At 43.1% G+C, this 19,042-nt stretch carries 12 protein-coding genes; 3 read left to right on the top strand and 9 right to left on the bottom strand.

Annotated elements, in window-relative coordinates; translation table 11 throughout:
- Positions 1–14 precede the first annotated feature (14 nt).
- The 9 genes from HS960_RS10235 to HS960_RS10275 all read right to left on the bottom strand — a co-directional run bounded on the left by HS960_RS10235 (position 15) and on the right by HS960_RS10275 (position 16,990).
- Positions 15–1,562 carry a SusD/RagB family nutrient-binding outer membrane lipoprotein gene (locus HS960_RS10235; protein WP_159732278.1) on the bottom strand — a complete coding sequence of 516 codons (1,548 nt, stop codon included), beginning with the start codon at positions 1,560–1,562 and terminating at the stop codon, positions 15–17.
- An 11-nt stretch (positions 1,563–1,573) separates the two neighbouring features.
- Complete coding sequence (locus HS960_RS10240; RefSeq protein ID WP_202883784.1) at positions 1,574–4,657, bottom strand: SusC/RagA family TonB-linked outer membrane protein; 3,084 nt, start codon at positions 4,655–4,657, stop codon at positions 1,574–1,576.
- A 218-nt stretch (positions 4,658–4,875) separates the two neighbouring features.
- Positions 4,876–6,717: a carbon starvation CstA family protein gene (locus HS960_RS10245; RefSeq protein ID WP_228280274.1), complete on the bottom strand. Its 1,842-nt coding sequence runs from the start codon at positions 6,715–6,717 to the stop codon at positions 4,876–4,878.
- A 29-nt stretch (positions 6,718–6,746) separates the two neighbouring features.
- Positions 6,747–8,396, bottom strand: coding sequence for an FAD-dependent oxidoreductase (locus tag HS960_RS10250; RefSeq protein ID WP_159732272.1), 1,650 nt, complete (start codon positions 8,394–8,396; stop codon positions 6,747–6,749).
- Positions 8,397–8,400: 4 nt separating this feature from the next.
- Entirely contained in the window at positions 8,401–10,404 is a 2,004-nt protein-coding gene (locus HS960_RS10255) for an FAD-dependent oxidoreductase (RefSeq protein ID WP_227550136.1), read from the bottom strand.
- A gap of 8 nt (positions 10,405–10,412) precedes the next feature.
- A complete protein-coding gene (locus tag HS960_RS10260; RefSeq protein WP_153845558.1) occupies positions 10,413–12,104 on the bottom strand; it encodes a RagB/SusD family nutrient uptake outer membrane protein in 1,692 nt (563 codons plus the stop codon).
- Between the two features lie 11 nt (positions 12,105–12,115).
- A complete protein-coding gene (locus HS960_RS10265) occupies positions 12,116–15,157 on the bottom strand; it encodes a SusC/RagA family TonB-linked outer membrane protein (protein WP_182332531.1) in 3,042 nt (1,013 codons plus the stop codon).
- A gap of 67 nt (positions 15,158–15,224) precedes the next feature.
- On the bottom strand, positions 15,225–16,307 hold the full coding sequence (locus HS960_RS10270) for a FecR family protein (protein WP_159732266.1): 1,083 nt from the start codon (positions 16,305–16,307) through the stop codon (positions 15,225–15,227).
- An 89-nt stretch (positions 16,308–16,396) separates the two neighbouring features.
- Positions 16,397–16,990 (bottom strand): RNA polymerase sigma factor, encoded by a 594-nt coding sequence (locus HS960_RS10275; RefSeq protein WP_153845555.1) that lies wholly within the window; start codon positions 16,988–16,990, stop codon positions 16,397–16,399.
- Positions 16,991–17,531: 541 nt separating this feature from the next.
- Here HS960_RS10275 and HS960_RS10280 point away from each other — a divergent pair.
- The 3 genes from HS960_RS10280 to HS960_RS10290 all read left to right on the top strand — a co-directional run bounded on the left by HS960_RS10280 (position 17,532) and on the right by HS960_RS10290 (position 19,024).
- Complete coding sequence (locus HS960_RS10280) at positions 17,532–17,969, top strand: RidA family protein (RefSeq protein WP_182332533.1); 438 nt, start codon at positions 17,532–17,534, stop codon at positions 17,967–17,969.
- A 383-nt stretch (positions 17,970–18,352) separates the two neighbouring features.
- Positions 18,353–18,751 (top strand): hypothetical protein, encoded by a 399-nt coding sequence (locus HS960_RS10285; protein ID WP_200845708.1) that lies wholly within the window; start codon positions 18,353–18,355, stop codon positions 18,749–18,751.
- A gap of 120 nt (positions 18,752–18,871) precedes the next feature.
- Positions 18,872–19,024, top strand: a complete 153-nt coding sequence (locus HS960_RS10290) for a hypothetical protein (RefSeq protein WP_159732259.1) — start codon at positions 18,872–18,874, stop codon at positions 19,022–19,024.
- The last annotated feature ends 18 nt before the right edge of the window (positions 19,025–19,042 follow it).

A 19,042-nucleotide genomic window follows, 5' to 3' on the forward strand; every position in this document is an offset into this window, starting at 1 on the left:
GTAATTTACCCAATTTAGTCCACATCCCACCAGAGTTTGGTTGCCGCATTGTCTGTACCGCCAAGCAGTGCACGTCCTTTGCTCAGTTCAACAAGATTGTCTGTCGCCTCGGTCAGTGGATAAGGCAATCTTTTAATAAATGTCCCAATAGGCAGGTCTGGGTTGTCGGAGTGGATCAATGAATACATTTTTGGGAATCCTGTACGCCTATATTCTGCCCAAGCCTCCATACCATTGGGATAGATCGCTAACCACTTCTGTACGCCGATCTGTTCACGCTGTTCGGCCACGGTTGTTGCCCATTTGACGGGGATACTGGCTACAGCTGGCGAATTATGATAATCGCCGGGAGCGACAGGCTCATGGTTTGATGCGATATAATTACTGATCTGCGTCGCATCTGTAACGCCCCATTGTTCCATACTCGTTTTGATGCCTTCCTCGTACAGCTGCTTAGCCTCACCACCCATATTCCAGCCATTCAATGCCCCTTCGGCTCGTAAGAAAAAAGATTCTGCAGCACACATCACATGGAAATTCTGGGTAAAATTTCCTTCAATAGCCACGCCATTGTAACGTACCCAATAGGTGCCCACATTGGAATTGGAGCCTGACTGATTACGTACGTTCCCTAGATCCGTGGCCGTAGCACCATTTCGCACGCTATTGAATGTTTTTCCAATATAACTGGGTTGAAAATAAATGCCTAAACGTGGATCGGCATAACCTTTTAGGTATGAAGCAATAGTGGAACTCATTGAAAATTCGTTCCATACGGCAACTTGTGCCAATCCATTGGTATCATTTCCAGAAAGGGATTTGAGCATACTGGCATTGTGCGTATTGCTAGACATCAGACCGGCAGCAACAGCTGCTTCTGCTTCGACTTTTGCTTGATTTGCATATACCTTAGCGATACGCAAGGCCAACCGCAAGCGGAGCGAATTAGCAAATCTGATCCAGTTTTCGGTGTTTCCATCGAAGATCAGGTCGTATCCCTGAAAGATTTTCGTTCCCGCTGGCAAGGCCTTCAGATTGGCTACCGCTGTAGTCAATTTTTCAAAGAAATCTGCATAGATCTTATCCATGGAGTCATAAGGAATAACATCGTTGGCCTCGGCAGCACCAAAATAAGGGATCGGTCCAAATTGATCTGTTAGCCGATGAAAGGCATATACCCACATGATATTGGCCAATGCGGCCTCACCTGATTTGGATTCTGTATTTTCGAGAATGCTTTTGAGCTGTGGTGCGGTATCAACATAAATAACTGTCCAAAACCGGCGCTGCCAATCTGGAGTAAGCAGATAACGGTCCGTACTAAAGGAATTCGTAGTAAGTGCAAAGTATTGGGCATATAGATCCGGCCCCAGGTTTTGCACTGTTTGATAAAAAGATCTATTCATTGCAGCCGAAGACTGTGCCTTGGCAAACATAAAGGGCAATTCACGCTGTGTGATCACCATGATATTGTTGGGATCGGTATTGATATCCTGAAAGTCCTTGGTACAGGACAACAAGCTTAGTACTAATAGCGAAGTAAATAGGGTACTTTTATTCATTGTTCAAGGATTTAAAAAGTTAACTTAACATTCAGTCCAAAGGAACGGACAGCAGGCGGCAACCCCACTTCAATTCCCTGAAAATTACCTGCTCCCAATGCCGCCTCAGGATCTATGGGGTTGTCTGTTTTGCCTATTCCCGGAATATCCAATTTGGATTTCCCTCGATAAAAGAAAAATAGGTTACGGCCTGTCAGCATAAGCTGTGCACTTTTGATCGCAGCGATATTTTTTAAGTTAAATTTATAACTGACAGATAGTTCACGTAAGCGGACATTGGTCATATCATAGGTAAAGAATTCTCCCCAAGCATCGCGTCCGTTCTGCGATACACGGGTCCAAAGCTGCTGAGCTGTGATAGCCTTGGTATTAGCTGCACCGCTCACGTCCACCGCATCCAGCACAAGCCCCCCTTCCCGGTAATCTGCGGTATAATCCGCTACTCCGAAAGCCGCTAGATAAGCTGAGGTACCCGATACGATCTCACCACCAATACGTGTATCAATCAAGGCATTGACCGTAAAATTCTTATAGCGGACCGAATTTGACCAACCCAATAAGGCCTTAGGGTTAAAATTTCCCAATTTTTGATTCGCTTCTACCACTGGCAACCCGCTGTCGTCAACCACATATTTCCCTGTCGCCGCATCCGTTTTCCATTTATAACCGTAAAGATCACCGTATTTCTCTCCTTCATTGACGACAACTGAGGCATATTTGGTATTTTCGGTAATCGTTGCTCGTTTTGTCCGCTCGTGCAGTTCAATCACTTTATTGGTATTGGCTGCAAAATTGAAAGTGGTCTGCCATTCTAGGTATTCTTTTTTTATAGGCGACGCAGTTAATTGGACCTCAATTCCCTTATTTGCTATATTTCCCGCATTGATGTATTGCCTGCTAAAACCGCTTGCCATTGGCAATCCAAGAAACAAAAGCTGATTAACTGTATTACTTTTGTACATCGTCAGATCAAAACCTAATCTGTTGGCAAAGAATTTCATATCCAGTCCCGCTTCATAGGATTTGGTCAGCTCAGGTTTCAATTCTGGGATTGCTTTTATTGGTGAACGAGAGATAAATCCTTTTCCCGCACCTAGCCCAAAAGAATACAATTGTTGAAGCAGATAGGGGTTCGCATCGTTACCGACCTGCGTATAGGAAGCCCTTAGTTTACCAAAACTGATCCAGCTTGGCAACTTGAGCCATTCATTGAAAATAGTAGATACACCGATTGAGGGATAGAAATAACTGTGTGGAGATTTTAAGGTTGAGGTCCAGTCGTTGCGTGCCGTCATATCGAGAAAGGTATGATCAAAAAAGGCCAGCTGTGCACTTCCATAGACCGAATTTAGACGTCGTTGGTAACCATTGATCAGTAGAAATTCTGGCGTGGTAGCCATCGTTAGGCTAAACTCATTCGGTACGGACAGGCCATTGGCCATATTCTGAAAGCTACTGTACTCCCGATTTAAGGAACTTGCACCAACATTATAGCTAATTTTGACCGCCTCGTTAAGTATATTATTTCCATTGAACAACAAATCAAAGTTGCGTTCCTGATAGCGCGCATGGGTTTCATAATATTTACCTCCAGGACGGACATCGCCAAGAGAAACAGTACCTGAGTAGAAGGCCCCTGTTGTCTTATCGATGTATTTATCATAACTGAACCTTCCCATTACATTTAGCCAATCCGTCAATTGATAGGTTGCCGAACCCAATGCGGTAATGCGATCGCGCACTTCATTGACCGAGGTGCGGTTGGTACTCCAATACGGATTGTCGTATACAGCAGAACCGGACCAGTACTTCCGCTGCGGCTCACCGGTAACCGGATCAATATCCTCAAAGTCTTTAAGTTCAGACTCATCCATATCCCGCGGCATCACGTACACTTCCACGGGGATTCCCATATCGCCTAAGCGCGGACGATTGTCGATCTGCTGGTTAACGTAATTGAGTTTTACATCTGTTTTTAGTTTTGGGATCAGTTCCGTATTTACGCGAAGATTCAAGTTACTACGTTTCAAGTCATTGCCAGGAATAATGCCTCCGATTTTATTGTTTGTATAAGAAACATAACCCTGCACTTTTTCCGTCCCTCCATAGGTGCTAATGCTATTGTTGAAGGAGGTCGCATTTTCAAAGAAATCGCGGACATTATTTTTATAGGTTTGCCCTTGTGGTCCCCAGCTCTCACCGACATTCGTACCACTGACACCTCCATTTCCCCGCCCATAGGTATTCTGGAATTTACTGAGCAAGTTGACCTGATCCAAGGATGCACTACCATTGTAATCAATATTATACCGACCAGCCTTACCTTGTTTAGTTGTAATCAATATGGCACCATTTGCGGCCCTGCTACCGTATAGCGCAGCAGCCGAAGGGCCTTTGAGCACATTGATAGATTCTATATCGTCCGGGTTGATATTCGCAGCGCCATCGCTCGTTCCATAATTGTAGGTTGTTCCGGTAGCTTGTTGTGCACTGGAATTATCATAAGGTATACCATCCACCACGATTAACGCATTGTTATTACCGGAGATGGACTTGTTGCCCCGCAAAACCACTTTGGCGGAGGCACCGGGTCCCGTAGCCGCTGTAGTCACGACAGCACCAGCGACTTTACCCGTCAGACTACTCATTACGTTGCCACTGTTGTCGCGGGCATCATTGACTGCACTTCCATCCAGCTGTTGTGTCGCATAGGTCAGCCCCCTGGTCTGACGTTTGATACCCAACGCGGTAACCACCACCTCATCAATCTGTTGACTTTCTTCCTTAAGAGCTATATGGAGATTACCTGTTGAGGGAACAGCAATTTCGAGTGTCTTAAAACCCAGCAACGAAACTTTGAGCCTATCCCCTGCATTCGCTCTGATATTAAAATTCCCCTGATTGTCTGTCCGTGCTGCAACAGGCATACTCAGATTAGTGATCGTTACACCTTCCAATGCGGCATGATCGGTAGCATTGGTGACACGTCCCTGTATTGTTGTAGTCTGTGCCGTAGCGAGACCTGTCCAAAGGAAAAGACAGCTCAGCATCGTGCCTACTGAAAATGTTGGATTACTGTGGATACGAACTATCATAATTTATCCATTTAGGGTTAAGATTTTTAGTTTATTCAATTGCGTTATAATCCAAAGAAAAACCTAAAAGCCTAAAAATCCAACACTTTCACCGGATAAAGTAGCGGTAACGTTATCGAAAATCACAGTCCCTGTAGCACCCAACATGGCACTTAATTAGGAACACATTTCCCATCAAAAAACTTACAATATAATTTTAGGAAGTTTGAAATTTCCGCTTAACGATCAACCAATTCCTTTACAGATTCTCCATTTTGGTCGGTAAATTTAGCCTCAATTTTAAACAACTGATACCATTTTCGAAACGTGCCTATAAAGACAAGCAGCATCAACAACATGGCCAAGATCGCTAAGAACGCTAATAGCAGCTGTCCTTTGGGCAAATAAATATCAATGACCTGTAGATAGCCCGCCCAAAAGGTAATTCCAGCCATAAATACGCCCGGAATTGCCGTAATTAAGGCATATTTCCCCCGATTCATCCGAATAAGCATCGTCGTACAAACAATAAGCCCACAGGCAGCTAACAGCTGGTTGCTGATTCCAAATAGCGGCCAGATACTGCTTACATTTCCCGTAAAAACAAGATAGCCCCATGAAAAAGTGAAAATAGCGCTACATAACCAAACGCCGGGTTTCCAATCCTTGTCTTTAAAAGCGGGAAAAACACCACCCAGCATTTCCTGCAAAAAGAATCGTCCAACTCGTGTACCAGCATCGATAGCTGTAAGGATAAACACGGCTTCAAACATTATGGCAAAATTATACCAATAAGCCATCACATTGTCCATAAAGGGAACCTTATCAAAAATATGGGCCATCCCGACAGCCAAGGACACGGCGCCCCCGGTACGGCCGTGGAGGTCTACTCCTATACGATCTGAAAAATGCTGCAAATCTACCGCTTTTAATTCGGGATGTTGTGCCAAAAATCCTGCGTAGTCACCGACTGGTGTGTTGATCGCAAAATAGTCGCCCGGCAGTAAGGTACAGGCAGCGATCAATGCCATTAAAGCGACAAATCCCTCCACCAGCATTGCACCATACCCTACAAAAAGAATCTCCCTTTCGGTGCCCAGCATCTTAGGCGTCGTTCCGGTCGCGATAATCGCATGGAAACCCGAAATTGCACCGCAAGCGATCACGATAAAGATAAATGGCAGCACAGGTCCGCCGATCACTGGCCCACCTCCATGGATAAAATCGGTCAGCGCTGGCATCTGTATGGTCGGATGCACAAAGACAATGCCTATGGCCAGCATCAGGATCGTACCGATCTTGAGATAGGTGGAAAGGTAATCACGTGGCACCAGAAGCAGCCATATGGGTAAGACTGATGCTAAAAATCCGTAAACAGCAATCGCGATTGAAATGGTCTTGACATCCCAGTCGAACAGGTTATGTACGCCCGGAATCTCCATCAAACGATGCCCTGCTATGATGCCAACAATCAATAAAATACCCCCCAATACACTTGCCAACGTTACAGATCCTGTTTTATACCGCATCAAGAGTCCCATAAATATCGCAATTGGCATGGTCAGAATAATAGTAAACAGGGACCATGGGGCTTCGTGCATGGCACTGATGCAGGCCAGTGACAGTCCGGCCAAGGTCAGGATTAGAATAAACAGAACGGCTATACCGGCTATCCCACCAACAACGCGGCCGATCTCCTTGGACGCAATGGTAGCAAGACTTTGCCCTTTGTGCCGTACAGAAGCAAACAGGACAACCATATCATGAACACCACCGCCCAAGACACAGCCGATCAAAATCCAGAGTGCCCCTGGAAGATAACCAAACTGTGCCGCCAGCACCGGGCCGACCAATGGTCCTGCCGCTGCTATTGCGGCAAAATGATGCCCAAACAAGACCTTACGATCCGTCTTAACGTAATCATGCCCATCAGCAAACTCGACCGCTGGAGTCGCTACCGCATCATTGAGCCGTAGCACTTTCTGCGCCATAAAAATTCCGTAAAAGCGGTATGCGAGCGCAAATATCAAAATCGACGCAAAAACCAGTGTGAGGGCATTCATATTAGCTAAATCCATCATATATCTAAGTCTAATGCTAGCACCATATATTATTTTTGCTCCAATACTTGTCCTACTTTCAACAGTTGCTTTTTTAATAGCCCGTAGTCGACATGCTGCACAACATGATCATTATCAATCGCTAGGACTGCAGCGGCACCAGCACTCTGCCCCAACACCATAAATACGGGTTCCATACGAATGGAACCAAAGGCAATATGTGAGCTGGATACGCAGACAGGGACTAGCAAATTTGTACATTCATCGCTCTTCGGGATGATTGATCCATAGGAAATGGCATAAGGCTTGGGTACCTGAACGCCAATATCGCCTTCATTTTGAACATACCCTTCTTTGGTCACATAGCGTTGTACATTGTGGGAGTCCAACGTATACGAACCCATGCCGATCGGATCTTCTACCCTGCACTTTCCTAGAATATTATGCTCAGTCGTCACATACTGCCCTATCATCCGCCTTGCTTCGCGGATATACAGCTGAAAAGGCCAGTTATCGTTATCCTTAAATTCGTCTTTTGCCACCCCCCATTCGGCCATCCTTGTCCTTATTGCGAAGGGAACAGTGGGATCATTTGCCATAAAGTAATATAGACCCTGCTGATAATGATGATGGGCCTCGATAATGGATTTTCGCTCGGCATAACTCGCTTCGGGATAGTTATAGTTCATCCCGATAAAATCGGTGCTGAACGGACCATGGTTGTTGGCATCGGTTTTATGGTTGGGCACCAGATCAAATTTTTGAAAGGCTTCGTCCCAACCGGCACGAAATAAACGTTGTAGTAAAACGTAATGTTGTGGATCGTAATCGCGAGGTTGGGCGAAGGGCTTCCGATTGCGGGCATCATTGGTCAGGCACATGCGGAAGCAATAGGCCTGCAGCTTCTGATCTGCTGTGCCATATTGCCCGGGATCTTCTGCAGAAACGCCGAATACCAGTCCACTGTTGGTGTCTCCCTCGCGTTTATAGGGGCTGATCTTCGCGATAAAGTGATGCCGGTGCTGAAAGACTCCGGTCTGCACACCGTTCCACCGCTCCCCATAAGTCTTATTGGCCTCCCGCCCGATCGTATAGCTTACTTTGGCCAGCGCCATCAGATCGCCTTCATAGGTGGCATCAATAAATATCTTCGCCTCGTACACTGTTCCGTCTAAGGTCTTAATCGATTTGATGGCTGTACCTTCTTTTTTAATGGCACTTTCCTGCCGATCTAAATAGGCCTCGCGCACCACATCAATCTGATAATCCCGCACCCATGTATCAAAAATACCCTCGGCGACATGGGGTTCGAAGATCCACATCGTCCCATGCTCACTATCCATTGCCACAGTGCCCTGCCCTCGATTGCCAAATGAAGCCCTCGATTGCCAATTCCAGCTCGATCCCTGCGAATAATGATCGTATACGTCCTGATAGAATTTTTTGGCAAAGCCACCGATAACGGCTTTATTGCCCGTGTCTGTAAAGCCGAGCCCTCCAGAACTCAGGCCTCCTAAATGTCGATCGGGCGATAAGACGACAACAGACTTGCCGGCCTGCTTTACCTCCAATGCAGCTGTAATCGCTGCCGGGGTACCGCCGTAAATCACGACATCTACCTTTTTGGCTACGTGCTGTGCTTCGACCTGCATAAAAGCGAAAACAAGTGCTAATTTTAAACCTATTTTTATCTTTTTCATACGTTTAATTTTGATCGGTGACCGGAACCCACAATAGCGCATTTGCCGCCATAACGCCTTTTCCGGATGACATAATCTCCACATAAGGTTTGTTACTTCCTTTCTCAAATTCGTATTCACCGAGCGCTACCCAGGTACTGGTTGTCTGTCCCAAAATATGGACTTCCTTGAAATTTATATCTTTTTCGATCCTTGTCTTTCCGGTATGGATAATGAACTTTCCAGATTCCGTGCTTTCGGCCGTTTTCGGAAAATAGCTGTAAAGCTTATATTTCCCCGCGGTAAAATCCTTTCCAGGAGCAAAACGTGCTACAGCAGAAAGATCATTATCCACTTCCTGATAACTCATACCATAACCCTTTTTTGACGATTTATGCCAAGCTCCCTTCAACATAACCTGATCCTTATCATCAACATGAATGATATAATCGGCCTTACGGCCATCCGCTTTCGGGTTGTCTCGCAGTATTTTCTCCACGCGTTTAATATCAACATCCTGAATAGCTATTTTGTTATCGATCGCTTCGCAGGCAGCCACCGCACCGGATTGCCCCAATACCATAAATACGGGCTCCATGCGAATGGAGCCAAAGGCAATGTGACTTGCCGACAGGCATACGGGAACAACAAGATTGTCGATTTCCTCTTTTTTGGGCACAATAGCCTTATAGGAAATCGGGAAGGGAGAAAATCCGCCAACCTCAACGTTCCCTTCATTTTTGACCATGCCATTGACGATCACACGGTCACAATTGTGCGAGTCCATGGTGTATGCAGCATAGCCTACGCCATCGGATACAAGCGCACGACCCTGACAGTGGTCTTGGGTCATAACGACATCTGCAATCATCCTGCGGGCCTCCCGAATATATAATTGTGGAGACCAATGGCTATTGTCGGGATATTCGTCTTTGGGGTATCCCCATTTTTTGAATTCGCTTCGTATCGCCTCCGGTACCGAAATATCGTTGGCAACAAAATATAAGAGACCCTTGGTGTAATCTTCGTGGGCCTTGATAATCTCCTTCCGCTCGAAATAATCGGCTTCGGGATAACGCCAGTTCATGCCGATCATATCTGTTGAAAATCCATTCCTATTATTGATATCGGTCTTTCCATTGGGCATAAGGCTCCAAATAAATACGTCCTGGATACTCTTCCAAGGCTGTATTTCTTTTTGGCGCTTTAAGAGTTCATAATTGGTTGCGTCGTAATTATCCGGTTTGGTGATTTCTATTCTGTTTTCAGGGACATTGGTCAATGTGATCCGATAATTATAAGCTTGAACCTTAGCATCTCCCGTTCCATTTTGTTTTAAAGGCTCCGTATTGATCCCCCATAAAATACCACTCTGAGGATCACCTTTTATCTTATAGGGATCTACACCCTCGGGAAACTGATGGCCATCAAGCAATTGAACACCATTAATCGTCTCTCCATAGGTACTGTTTGACTCTCGCCCAACGTGATAGGACACACCAGCTTTGGCCATGAGGTCACCCTCGTAGCTGCAGTCCATAAATATTTTGGCTGCTACAGTTATTTTTTTTCCATCCCCCTGCTCACTTGGAAGCAGTGAAATGGTTTTAATCGATCGATTGTCAGTCTTTACGGCTACCAAACGATGTCCCATTAACATTGGTGTGTTAGCATGTACCAGATAGTCCTTAAAAATAGATTCGGCTACCTTGGGTTCAAAAATCCATTGTTCAAAACTGCCATAGTGCTTGCCCATTTTGCGATAAAAATCAAGAGCGAGCCCTGTGACGACATATTTGTTTCCGATATCCGTTTGCCCTAATCCACCGGAGCTGAGCCCTCCTACCCGTGTACCAGGATCGATCAGTAAGACGGATTTTCCGGCCTGTGAAGCGGTGTAGGCGGCTATTACACCGGCTGAGGTTGCACCATAAATACATAGATCTACCTGTCTGTCTGTTTGCCCTTTGACTAAATGCCAAAACATCGTCAAAAGTCCAATGATCATTACGAGTGTCTTCTTCATCATCTTAGGATTTAATAGCCTGGATTTTGTTCCAGGTTTTTATTCGTTACAATTTCAATATTCGGGATCGGCCAAAGATAATTCTTGCTGGGATCGAACTTTCGGAGCTCGATAACCCGCATGTCTTTCTGATTAGCGACATTTTTATAATTCACGTAATTATCCCCATCGATCGTCGGCGCATTGGCCAGCAAACCTTTTGGAATACGGCCATAGAGCGTTGAATTCATAAATTTATCGGCCAGTTTCCACCGTCTCAAATCGACTAAGCGAAAGCCTTCATTGGCTAATTCGTAAAGTCTTTCTTTCCGTATGATCTCGCGCAGCTCAGCTTGCGTTTTATTACTCGCGATTGCCGGCATATCGACGGTAGGGCGCTGCCTGATGCTGTTGATTGCGTCATAGACGGTTTTGTCGATCGTATTGTTTTCGACCATCGCCTCGGCGTAAATCAACAACACTTCGGCATAGCGGCTCTGAATAATATTTAACTCCGATTCCATGGTAAAATCTTTGTCCTTTATATCGACATATTTTTTCCAACAATAACCAGAAAAGGTCGCATAAGCATTGATCGCATCCTGATTTTGGATACGTACTGCGGTAGATGTATTGTATGTATAGTTCCAACAGGTTATACTATCCTTATGGGTCTCAAACTGAAAACCAAAAAACGTGCTACCGGGAAGTGCAATGGTATATCCCAGACGCGGATCTCGATTGGAGAATGGTTTTTTAGGATCAAATCTGGAAGATTTGTCAATGGCAAATCCATCGGTGCAGAGATAGCTATCAACAATGGATTGCGATGGGATTTTGTTGGAAGTCCCTTGCGCGTTGCGCGACAGAAATCCGCGCGTAGCACTGTGGGTCTTTGTTTTTTGTAATCGCAGATATTGAAAAGCAAAAATAATCTCCTTGGAAGCCTGCCCATCGTACGTAAATAATTGGCCGAAATCGGCGTGTAAGGCATATACGTTTAGGTCCATGACTTCTTTGGCCGAATGGGCTGCTTCATCCCAAAGTCCGTTATTAAGTGCTGCCCGAGCACGTATGGCCAATGCTGCCCCTTTGGTCGCACGCCCAATATCTGCCGAACCATAGCTTACCGGTAAAATAGCGGCAGCTTCATCGAGTTCTTTGAGGATGAAGCTAGCAATTTCAGCCTTAGACGTCTTCGGAACATTGGCATCAGCAAGGCTTAGGCCGCTCGTAACCAAAGGTACTCCTCCAAAGTAATCGATCAGATATTGGTAAACATAAGCCCGGATAAACTGTGTCTCGCCTTTATAACGCTGTTGGAGTTTGGCATCCATCTTTCCATCCAACTTCTGGATATTGTCCAGGATGAAATTACATTTGCCAATGACCTTATAAGAATTGGTCCAGATATTCCGGATGTAGCCATTGTTGCTGTCGTGATCTCCCCTTCCCACAGCTTGTAAATCAGAGGTATTACGGTCCCACCCAATATCGGTGGCATCATCAAGGGTAAGGTTAATAGGCATGTCGTCCGTGGGATGAAATGCCAGGGCACTGTACAAACCATTGACAACCAATGTCAGCTCATCCTGATTTTTGAAATAATTTTCGTCCGAAGGGCCATCCAAGGGCGATCTGTCCAAGTATTTTTCGCATGCCCCCACCAAAAGGAGAACTGCAATCGATAGCATATATAACGCGAGTTTATTTAGAGTTTTCATACAAGCCAAGTTTATAATGTAATATCCAATCCAAAAGAATACACCTTTACCTGTGGGTAAAAGTTACCATAGCCTACTGGTGCTTCGACGTCATAACCGTCCCAAAATTTATCTACGCTGAATAAGTTTGAACCATTAACAAATACCCGAAGTTTATTCAGCCCGATGGACTTTAGTAGCTCAGCCTGAAAGGTATAGCCGAGCTGCAAATTTTTCAGGCGAAGATAGGCGGCATTTTTCATCCAAAATTGGGAAGACTGCTGGTTGTTATTCTGTCCGAAAGCCAATCGGGGATATTTCGCTGTAGTATTATCGGGTGTCCATCTATCTTTATTATCCTCACGAATTGTTCCACCAATTGCCCCGGTCGTCGTAAAGGGCTGAATACCGGCCCCGTATAGGTAGCCATCTGCTTTGCCTACACCTTGCAAAAGAAAACTGAGGTCGAACCCCTTGAAACTAAAATTGGAGTTGAGCGAATAGGTATATCGTGGAATGGTACTACCAATGATAACCTTATCGGACTCATTAATCACTCCGTCATCATTCTGATCACGGTATTTGAGATCACCTGGTGCTAAGGTACCAAACTGTGTGGCATGAGCTTTTACCTCCTCCACTGTTTGGAAATAGCCATCGGAAACATAGCCAAAGATCGAATTAATGGGATAGCCTTCCCGATTGACCGTTAGACCAGTCTGATTGATTCCGCGCATATCCAACACTTTGTTTTTGACATCAGAGAGGTTGAGTGTAAAATTATATTTAAAGTCTTTGGCCGGATCGCTTCGATAGCCCATGGAAAGCTCCCAACCTTTATTCTCGACGACGCCTGCATTTTGATAAGGCTTATTTAAACCAATGATGAGCGGGATATCCAGCTGTAATAATATATCACTGGTTCTTCTATTGTAAAAATCTGCTGTAATAATCCATCGTTTAAATAGGGTAAGATCAATACCGATATTTTTCTCCTCGGTAGACTCCCATGTAATATCAGGATTAGACATATCATTTAGCGCTGCCGTATTGACGATGCCATTGCCTAATGTGTACGAACCTAGGTTTAAAGATGCCACGGCTGGATAGGTCCCAATATTCTGATTTCCCAGTTTACCCCATGATGCCCTGATTTTCCCCTCAGTAAGCCATCCCTTGGATGCGGTTAGGAACCGCTCCTCGGAAAAACGCCATCCGGCGGATGCCGATGGAAAAAAACCATAGCGATTACCTTTGGCAAACCTGGACGAACCATCGTAGCGTGCATTGAGTTCTAAAAGATAACGATCTTTGAAAATATAATTGATCCGGGAAAATAAAGATTGTAATGCCCACTCTGAAGCACTTCCTGTCGCTGACTGATTTAATGCCGAACCCGCATTGAGCACTTCATAGTCAGGGAGAACGTAGGTGTCCCTAAACCCCTGGGAGTAATCAACCTTGTAGTCTTCCTGCGAACCACCAACCAATGCTTTCAACTGATGTGGACCAAAATCTTTGTTTAACGTAAGAGTCGCCCGCATATTATTAAAAAGTTCTTGGCTATTGTATTGAGTAAGTGCTGTACGCACAGGGACCGAGAAGCTCGGCGTACCATCTGGGAAATAGGACTGCACTGCTTTCCGGAAATTCTTATTTACCTGCGTCGCATATTTAGGTGCATAATTGACCTCAGCGGTCAACCATTCTTTGGGTCTATAGATCAATGATGCATTGATACTTCCAAATGGACTTTTGTTGGTAGAAACACCGCCATCAGCGGCGGCGGAGACAGGATTATTACCATTCCAGCCCAGTCCCCATGTACCATTGGAGTTTCTGAAGGATTGATTGGCAGGAATACTGCTCATCCACTGAAAAAGTTCTTCGATGCTCGCTGCTGGTGAGGTGACGATCGGATTGACGTATTGAAAGTCAAATTTAACGGCGAGCTGATCTGAGAATTTAACATCCACGTTGTTGCGGATGGTATAGCGCTTAAACGAGCTATTTAGTGTCAAGCCCTTCTGGTCGAAATAACCGACCGAGGTCAGCATTTTTACTTTGTTGGTGCCAGCATTGACCGTCAGAAAATGGCTTTGCTGAAATCCATTCCCCTGCAAGGACTCCTTTTGCCAATCGGTATTGGGATACTCGTCCGAACTGTCGTTGCCCTGATTACGATAGGCGGCAATGATATCTTCTGGATATAATGGACTCGCACCAACATTGGTATACGCTTCATTCGTCAGCAGCATATGATCCAGGGCATTGACGATTTTGGGCATATTAGTCGCAGACTGCCAGCCGAAATAATTATTGTAGGCAATAGCGACTTTATCAGAACTTCCTCTTTTGGTCGTGACTAAGATAACACCATTGGCAGCTCTCGAGCCATAGATCGATGCAGATGCGGCATCTTTTAATATTGAAATATTCTCTATTACATTGGGGTCGATATTATTGATAGAACCTTCGATCCCATCAATCAACACTAACGGCGCTGCGTTGCCAAGCGTACCGATACCGCGAATACGGATATCCGCACCGTCCGCTCCCGGCTTACCAGAACGCTGCGTCACGGTTACTCCAGAGGCCATGCCCTGAAGGGCCGACGAAGTTTGCCCAATGGGTCTATTGTTCAGATCTTCACCCGATACGGCGGAAACAGCACCCGTCAAATTGACCTTTTTCTGAACACCGTAACCGACGACAACAACTTCGTCTATTATTCCAGTGTGTGATTTCAGACGGATAAGCACTGTATTTTTGCTGGTAGCCGTTGCCACAAAATGCTTAACAGAATCTGTATCGTAGCCGAGATGGTGGGCATAGATCGTATAATTTTCGCCAGCAACAAGTGGAGTTAAAACAAATAATCCGTTGTTATCGGCCACAAAATGTTTTTTTTTACTGCTCTTCTCGTGGACAAGATCAATAGTTGCGCCGGGTAATGTATTACCTTCGTTGTCAACTATTTTACCATTTACTTTCAGGTTTGATTGCGCAAATCCTACAGAAAAGTATGGAAATAGCAATCCCACGAGCATTAATTTGATTAGAATATGCTTCATAATTGTTTACAGTTGGTTATTCTGATTTATATATTGGTTTATTTTTCTGCGTTGGGTTGATTCTCTCCTACTGTACGTCCTCCTTTCTTCCCGAATTACTGATGTTGACAATACCATTGTTCACTTGGAATGTACAACCGTTCAATTGACAGAAGCTGTTCAAAAAATTGGCTAGCGATTCTTTGCTATTTAAACTTCCTGTAAATGAACTGTTGAGCAAATCAGGATTATCACATATAATCGAAACATCATAAAGGCTTTCGATTACTCTTAAGAGTAGAACGTTTTTGGTTTGGTTAAATTTGACAGACTGATTGGTCCATTCGACATTGGCAGTTAGATGTGGAATGAGTTTTCTTAACTCCTTATCCACACGATCAGGCTGAGATTTTGTCAATTCAGGCTCCGAAAACTTAATCATCTGTTGCAGTTTTAAGTTGACCAATACTTCCTCTTTTGGTTTGAGGTATATTAAATCTCGACTTTCCGCTGTAACTGATCCGACCGAGATTTTGCCCTTCATTAGTTTTATCAGTACATGATCGGCATCCTTGGGATCTACGCTAAATATTGTCCCTAAGGCAGTGGTCAAATATCCTTTGTAATTGACTTGAAATGGTGCATTTTTGTTTTTGTGCACGTTATAAATAACTCGCCCTTGCACCTGATGTACATCGCGGTGGCCTCGGCCACTATATTCGAATCCAATTTTTGCATGTGGATAAAGGATAACGGTCGTGCTATCAGGAAGCTGAGCATTGATTGTATAAGCATTTTTATTTTCATACCAGGTAACCTGTTCTTTTGTTGAGGTCGAGAAATTTTTCAAAAAGAGAACCGACAGTACGCAAATTAGCACGGCGGCACAGGAAGCCCAGGCCCACGGGCTTATTCTCTGAATTAGCATAGGTTTGGGCGGATCTACGGCATAAATATGATCGAGTACTTTCCGATGAACCACGCTTAAATCTGGTAACGGAATTTGTTGTAATGCTTGTCCTTCATCCTGATCTAGCATCTCAGTGATCCATAACTCCAGAATTGCAGTATCCATCTCGGCCATTTCGTCAAAAAATGACTCATAATACTGCGCATCCAAGCGGTTGTGGATATACGCCAACAATTGATCTTTAAAGGATTGCTCTTTCAAAATTTACTATAATTAGTTCAATACATTGCTGTATTTGTTACTCTATACGTTTGACAAAGAGAATCACACTATTACTTTTTTTATTTTTTTTATAGCTTAAATAAAAAGGCCGCAAAAAGACTGATTATATACTCATCTCGGTAGTTTTCTTGAATATATTTTTTGATATCTTTGAGTGCACTCACCAATTGATTACTCACAGTAGATACTGAGATACCCAGTAAATCGGCTATTTCTTTATAACTTTTGTCTTCAAATTTATTGAGGATCAGAATCTCCTTTCGTTTGGGGCTTAAGGAGTCGATTGCATTGGTCAACATCTGTTGCTTATCTTTGAAAAACAGTTTTTCTTCGGTATGATAATACAATTCTATAGCTGAAGCCCATATTTCCAATTGAAGAGCCTTGTCTCTCTGTACTTTTCGAAAAAAATCCATGGCCAAATTATCCGCAATATGATTGAGAAATGAGACAAATCCCTTATTAGGGTCAATCTTTTCACGTTGGAGCCATATTTTGGTAAATACTTCTTGTAAGATTTCTTCTACAATAGTTTGATTTTTCACCAATTTGATCAATCTAACATAGATCTTTGGCGAATAATGGAAATAAATTTCATTAAACGAATTTAGGTCTCCATTTTTAAGTTTTTCCAGTGTAGCAGCTTCTTTAGGAGATTTCATTTGGCAAATTCTGATAATTGGTACGAACGACGAACTTAATATAGTGATAAATTTACTAAATCAAAATCATTGGTACCCCAAATAAAATTTTATATTTCATACGAATTGACCTCCCCACCGCAAAACATGACATTTTAAAAGGAGAGAATTCGGGCCATATCTTCCCTAGTTTCCTTAATTAAAAATTGATTTACCATATCTTTCGTTTTTATGAGTAAAGCAAAAATATGAATGTAGAACTCGCTATCTATGGAAAACAATATCTATCTAAGCGATATGAAGGAGATATCGAAAAGTCTGTTAAAGGATGATGTTTTCTTTAATTGAGATGAGGCAACCGGTAAAAGACATTTTTAGTTAGTAGCAGGATTCTTTCCCTACCTGTAACGCATAAAAATCGAACATTTTAAAGGAGGAGCTATTATACTCTATTTTGAAATAAAGATAGAAGTTTCTGAAAAGGTGTTACCAATTCCTAAATTTCTTAATTTAGGAAAATAACTAACAATGAAAATCTCCATTAAAATAAAGACCAAAAACGATGAAATACCTTATTTTACTTCCATTTCTATTAATTTTTAGCAATACTTTTTCACGGAAAAAAAATATCAAAAAAGAAAAATGGCATTGGAATAACAACAAAATGAAACAGGATACAACAGCAGGATATTGTCAAGTTTTAAAAGTTGATAACGTTCTTTATATATCTGGCGCCATAACGACGGATCTTTCTCCTAAAGGAATTCAAGCTGTTTACAATGATTTAAAAGCGTCTTTGGCCAGTTTTGGAGCAACATTTCAACATGTGGTAAAAGAGAATTTATACACGACAGACATTGAAGCAATGAAGAAATATAATGATGTAAGGAAACAGTTTTACAATAATGACTTTCCTGCCGCTACCTGGATACAAGTACAAAGATTGTATATGTCAGATGCTAAATTAGAAGTCGAATTGATTGCACACTTACCTAAATGAAAAATAGAGAAGCTGTAAATTTGCCTCTGACCTCTCCCCGAAAAACCGAAACATTTAAATATAGTTTTTGAATTTGGAAGGCTATGAAAAACAGTAAACTTTCAGAAGTTCAGATCATCAAGATTTTATCTGAACAAAATCAAGCCCTCAGCCCTCAACAAATCCCAAAATGTCTCAAGGCTGGCATTCCAATACTTTACAGATTGCTTCCAATATGCTAAGACCTTACGCCAATTGAAATGGTTCTTAAGCTATTTAATGCAGTAAATTACAGTGTTTATACCACGAATACCTTTATTGATGCTTAAAACTTTATACCTACTTATCTTTCCCCTAATATTGTACGAAATAAGAAATAAAACCACTCATACAGAATTAAACAAATGAAAAATTTATTGATCAAATCGGTTGCAATGATTGCCTTAGCCGCCACCTCTTGTTCTGCTCCATCTTACTTTGGGAAAAGTTATGCTCCAACCCAGCATGTGGATGTTTTTTTTGATGTAAATGACATTAAAAAAGGATACGAAGTAATGGGAACAACGGATATAGGCAAAGGTTTTGGCTCCATAGAGGCCGCGCAGCAAAAGGTAATAACACTCGGCCAATCTAAAGGTGCGGATGCTGTGGTCATGAAACTCACCGAGGAAGTGACGGGATCATCAAAATCAGACTTTGGAAATCTACAGAACGGCAAAAAGAATAATACTTATACAGGCGGTTCGATTACAAATAATATCAAGGTTAAAAAAATTGTAGCGACATTTGTCAAATATAAATAAATCGCATCCCTGTAATTTTATGCTCATCGTGCTAATACAGCTGTCAGGTCTTCAATTAATTTTATAGTTACTCAATTAATATCCGAGCGTGCAACAATTTAACAAATACATGATTTCCTAATGTATCAATTTCCGGTCCTTGTACTTGGGGCCGGAAACTATTATATTAATATCACCATTGAACGACATCTAGCCACCTGCCCGATATCGCTTGTCCGTTTTGATGTAACCAATAGTACCGTTCGTGCCTATAATCTTATTGTCAATAGATAAAACTTTCAATCATCATCC

It is taken from the genome of Sphingobacterium paramultivorum, from assembly GCF_014109745.1.
Lineage (GTDB): Bacteria > Bacteroidota > Bacteroidia > Sphingobacteriales > Sphingobacteriaceae > Sphingobacterium > Sphingobacterium paramultivorum.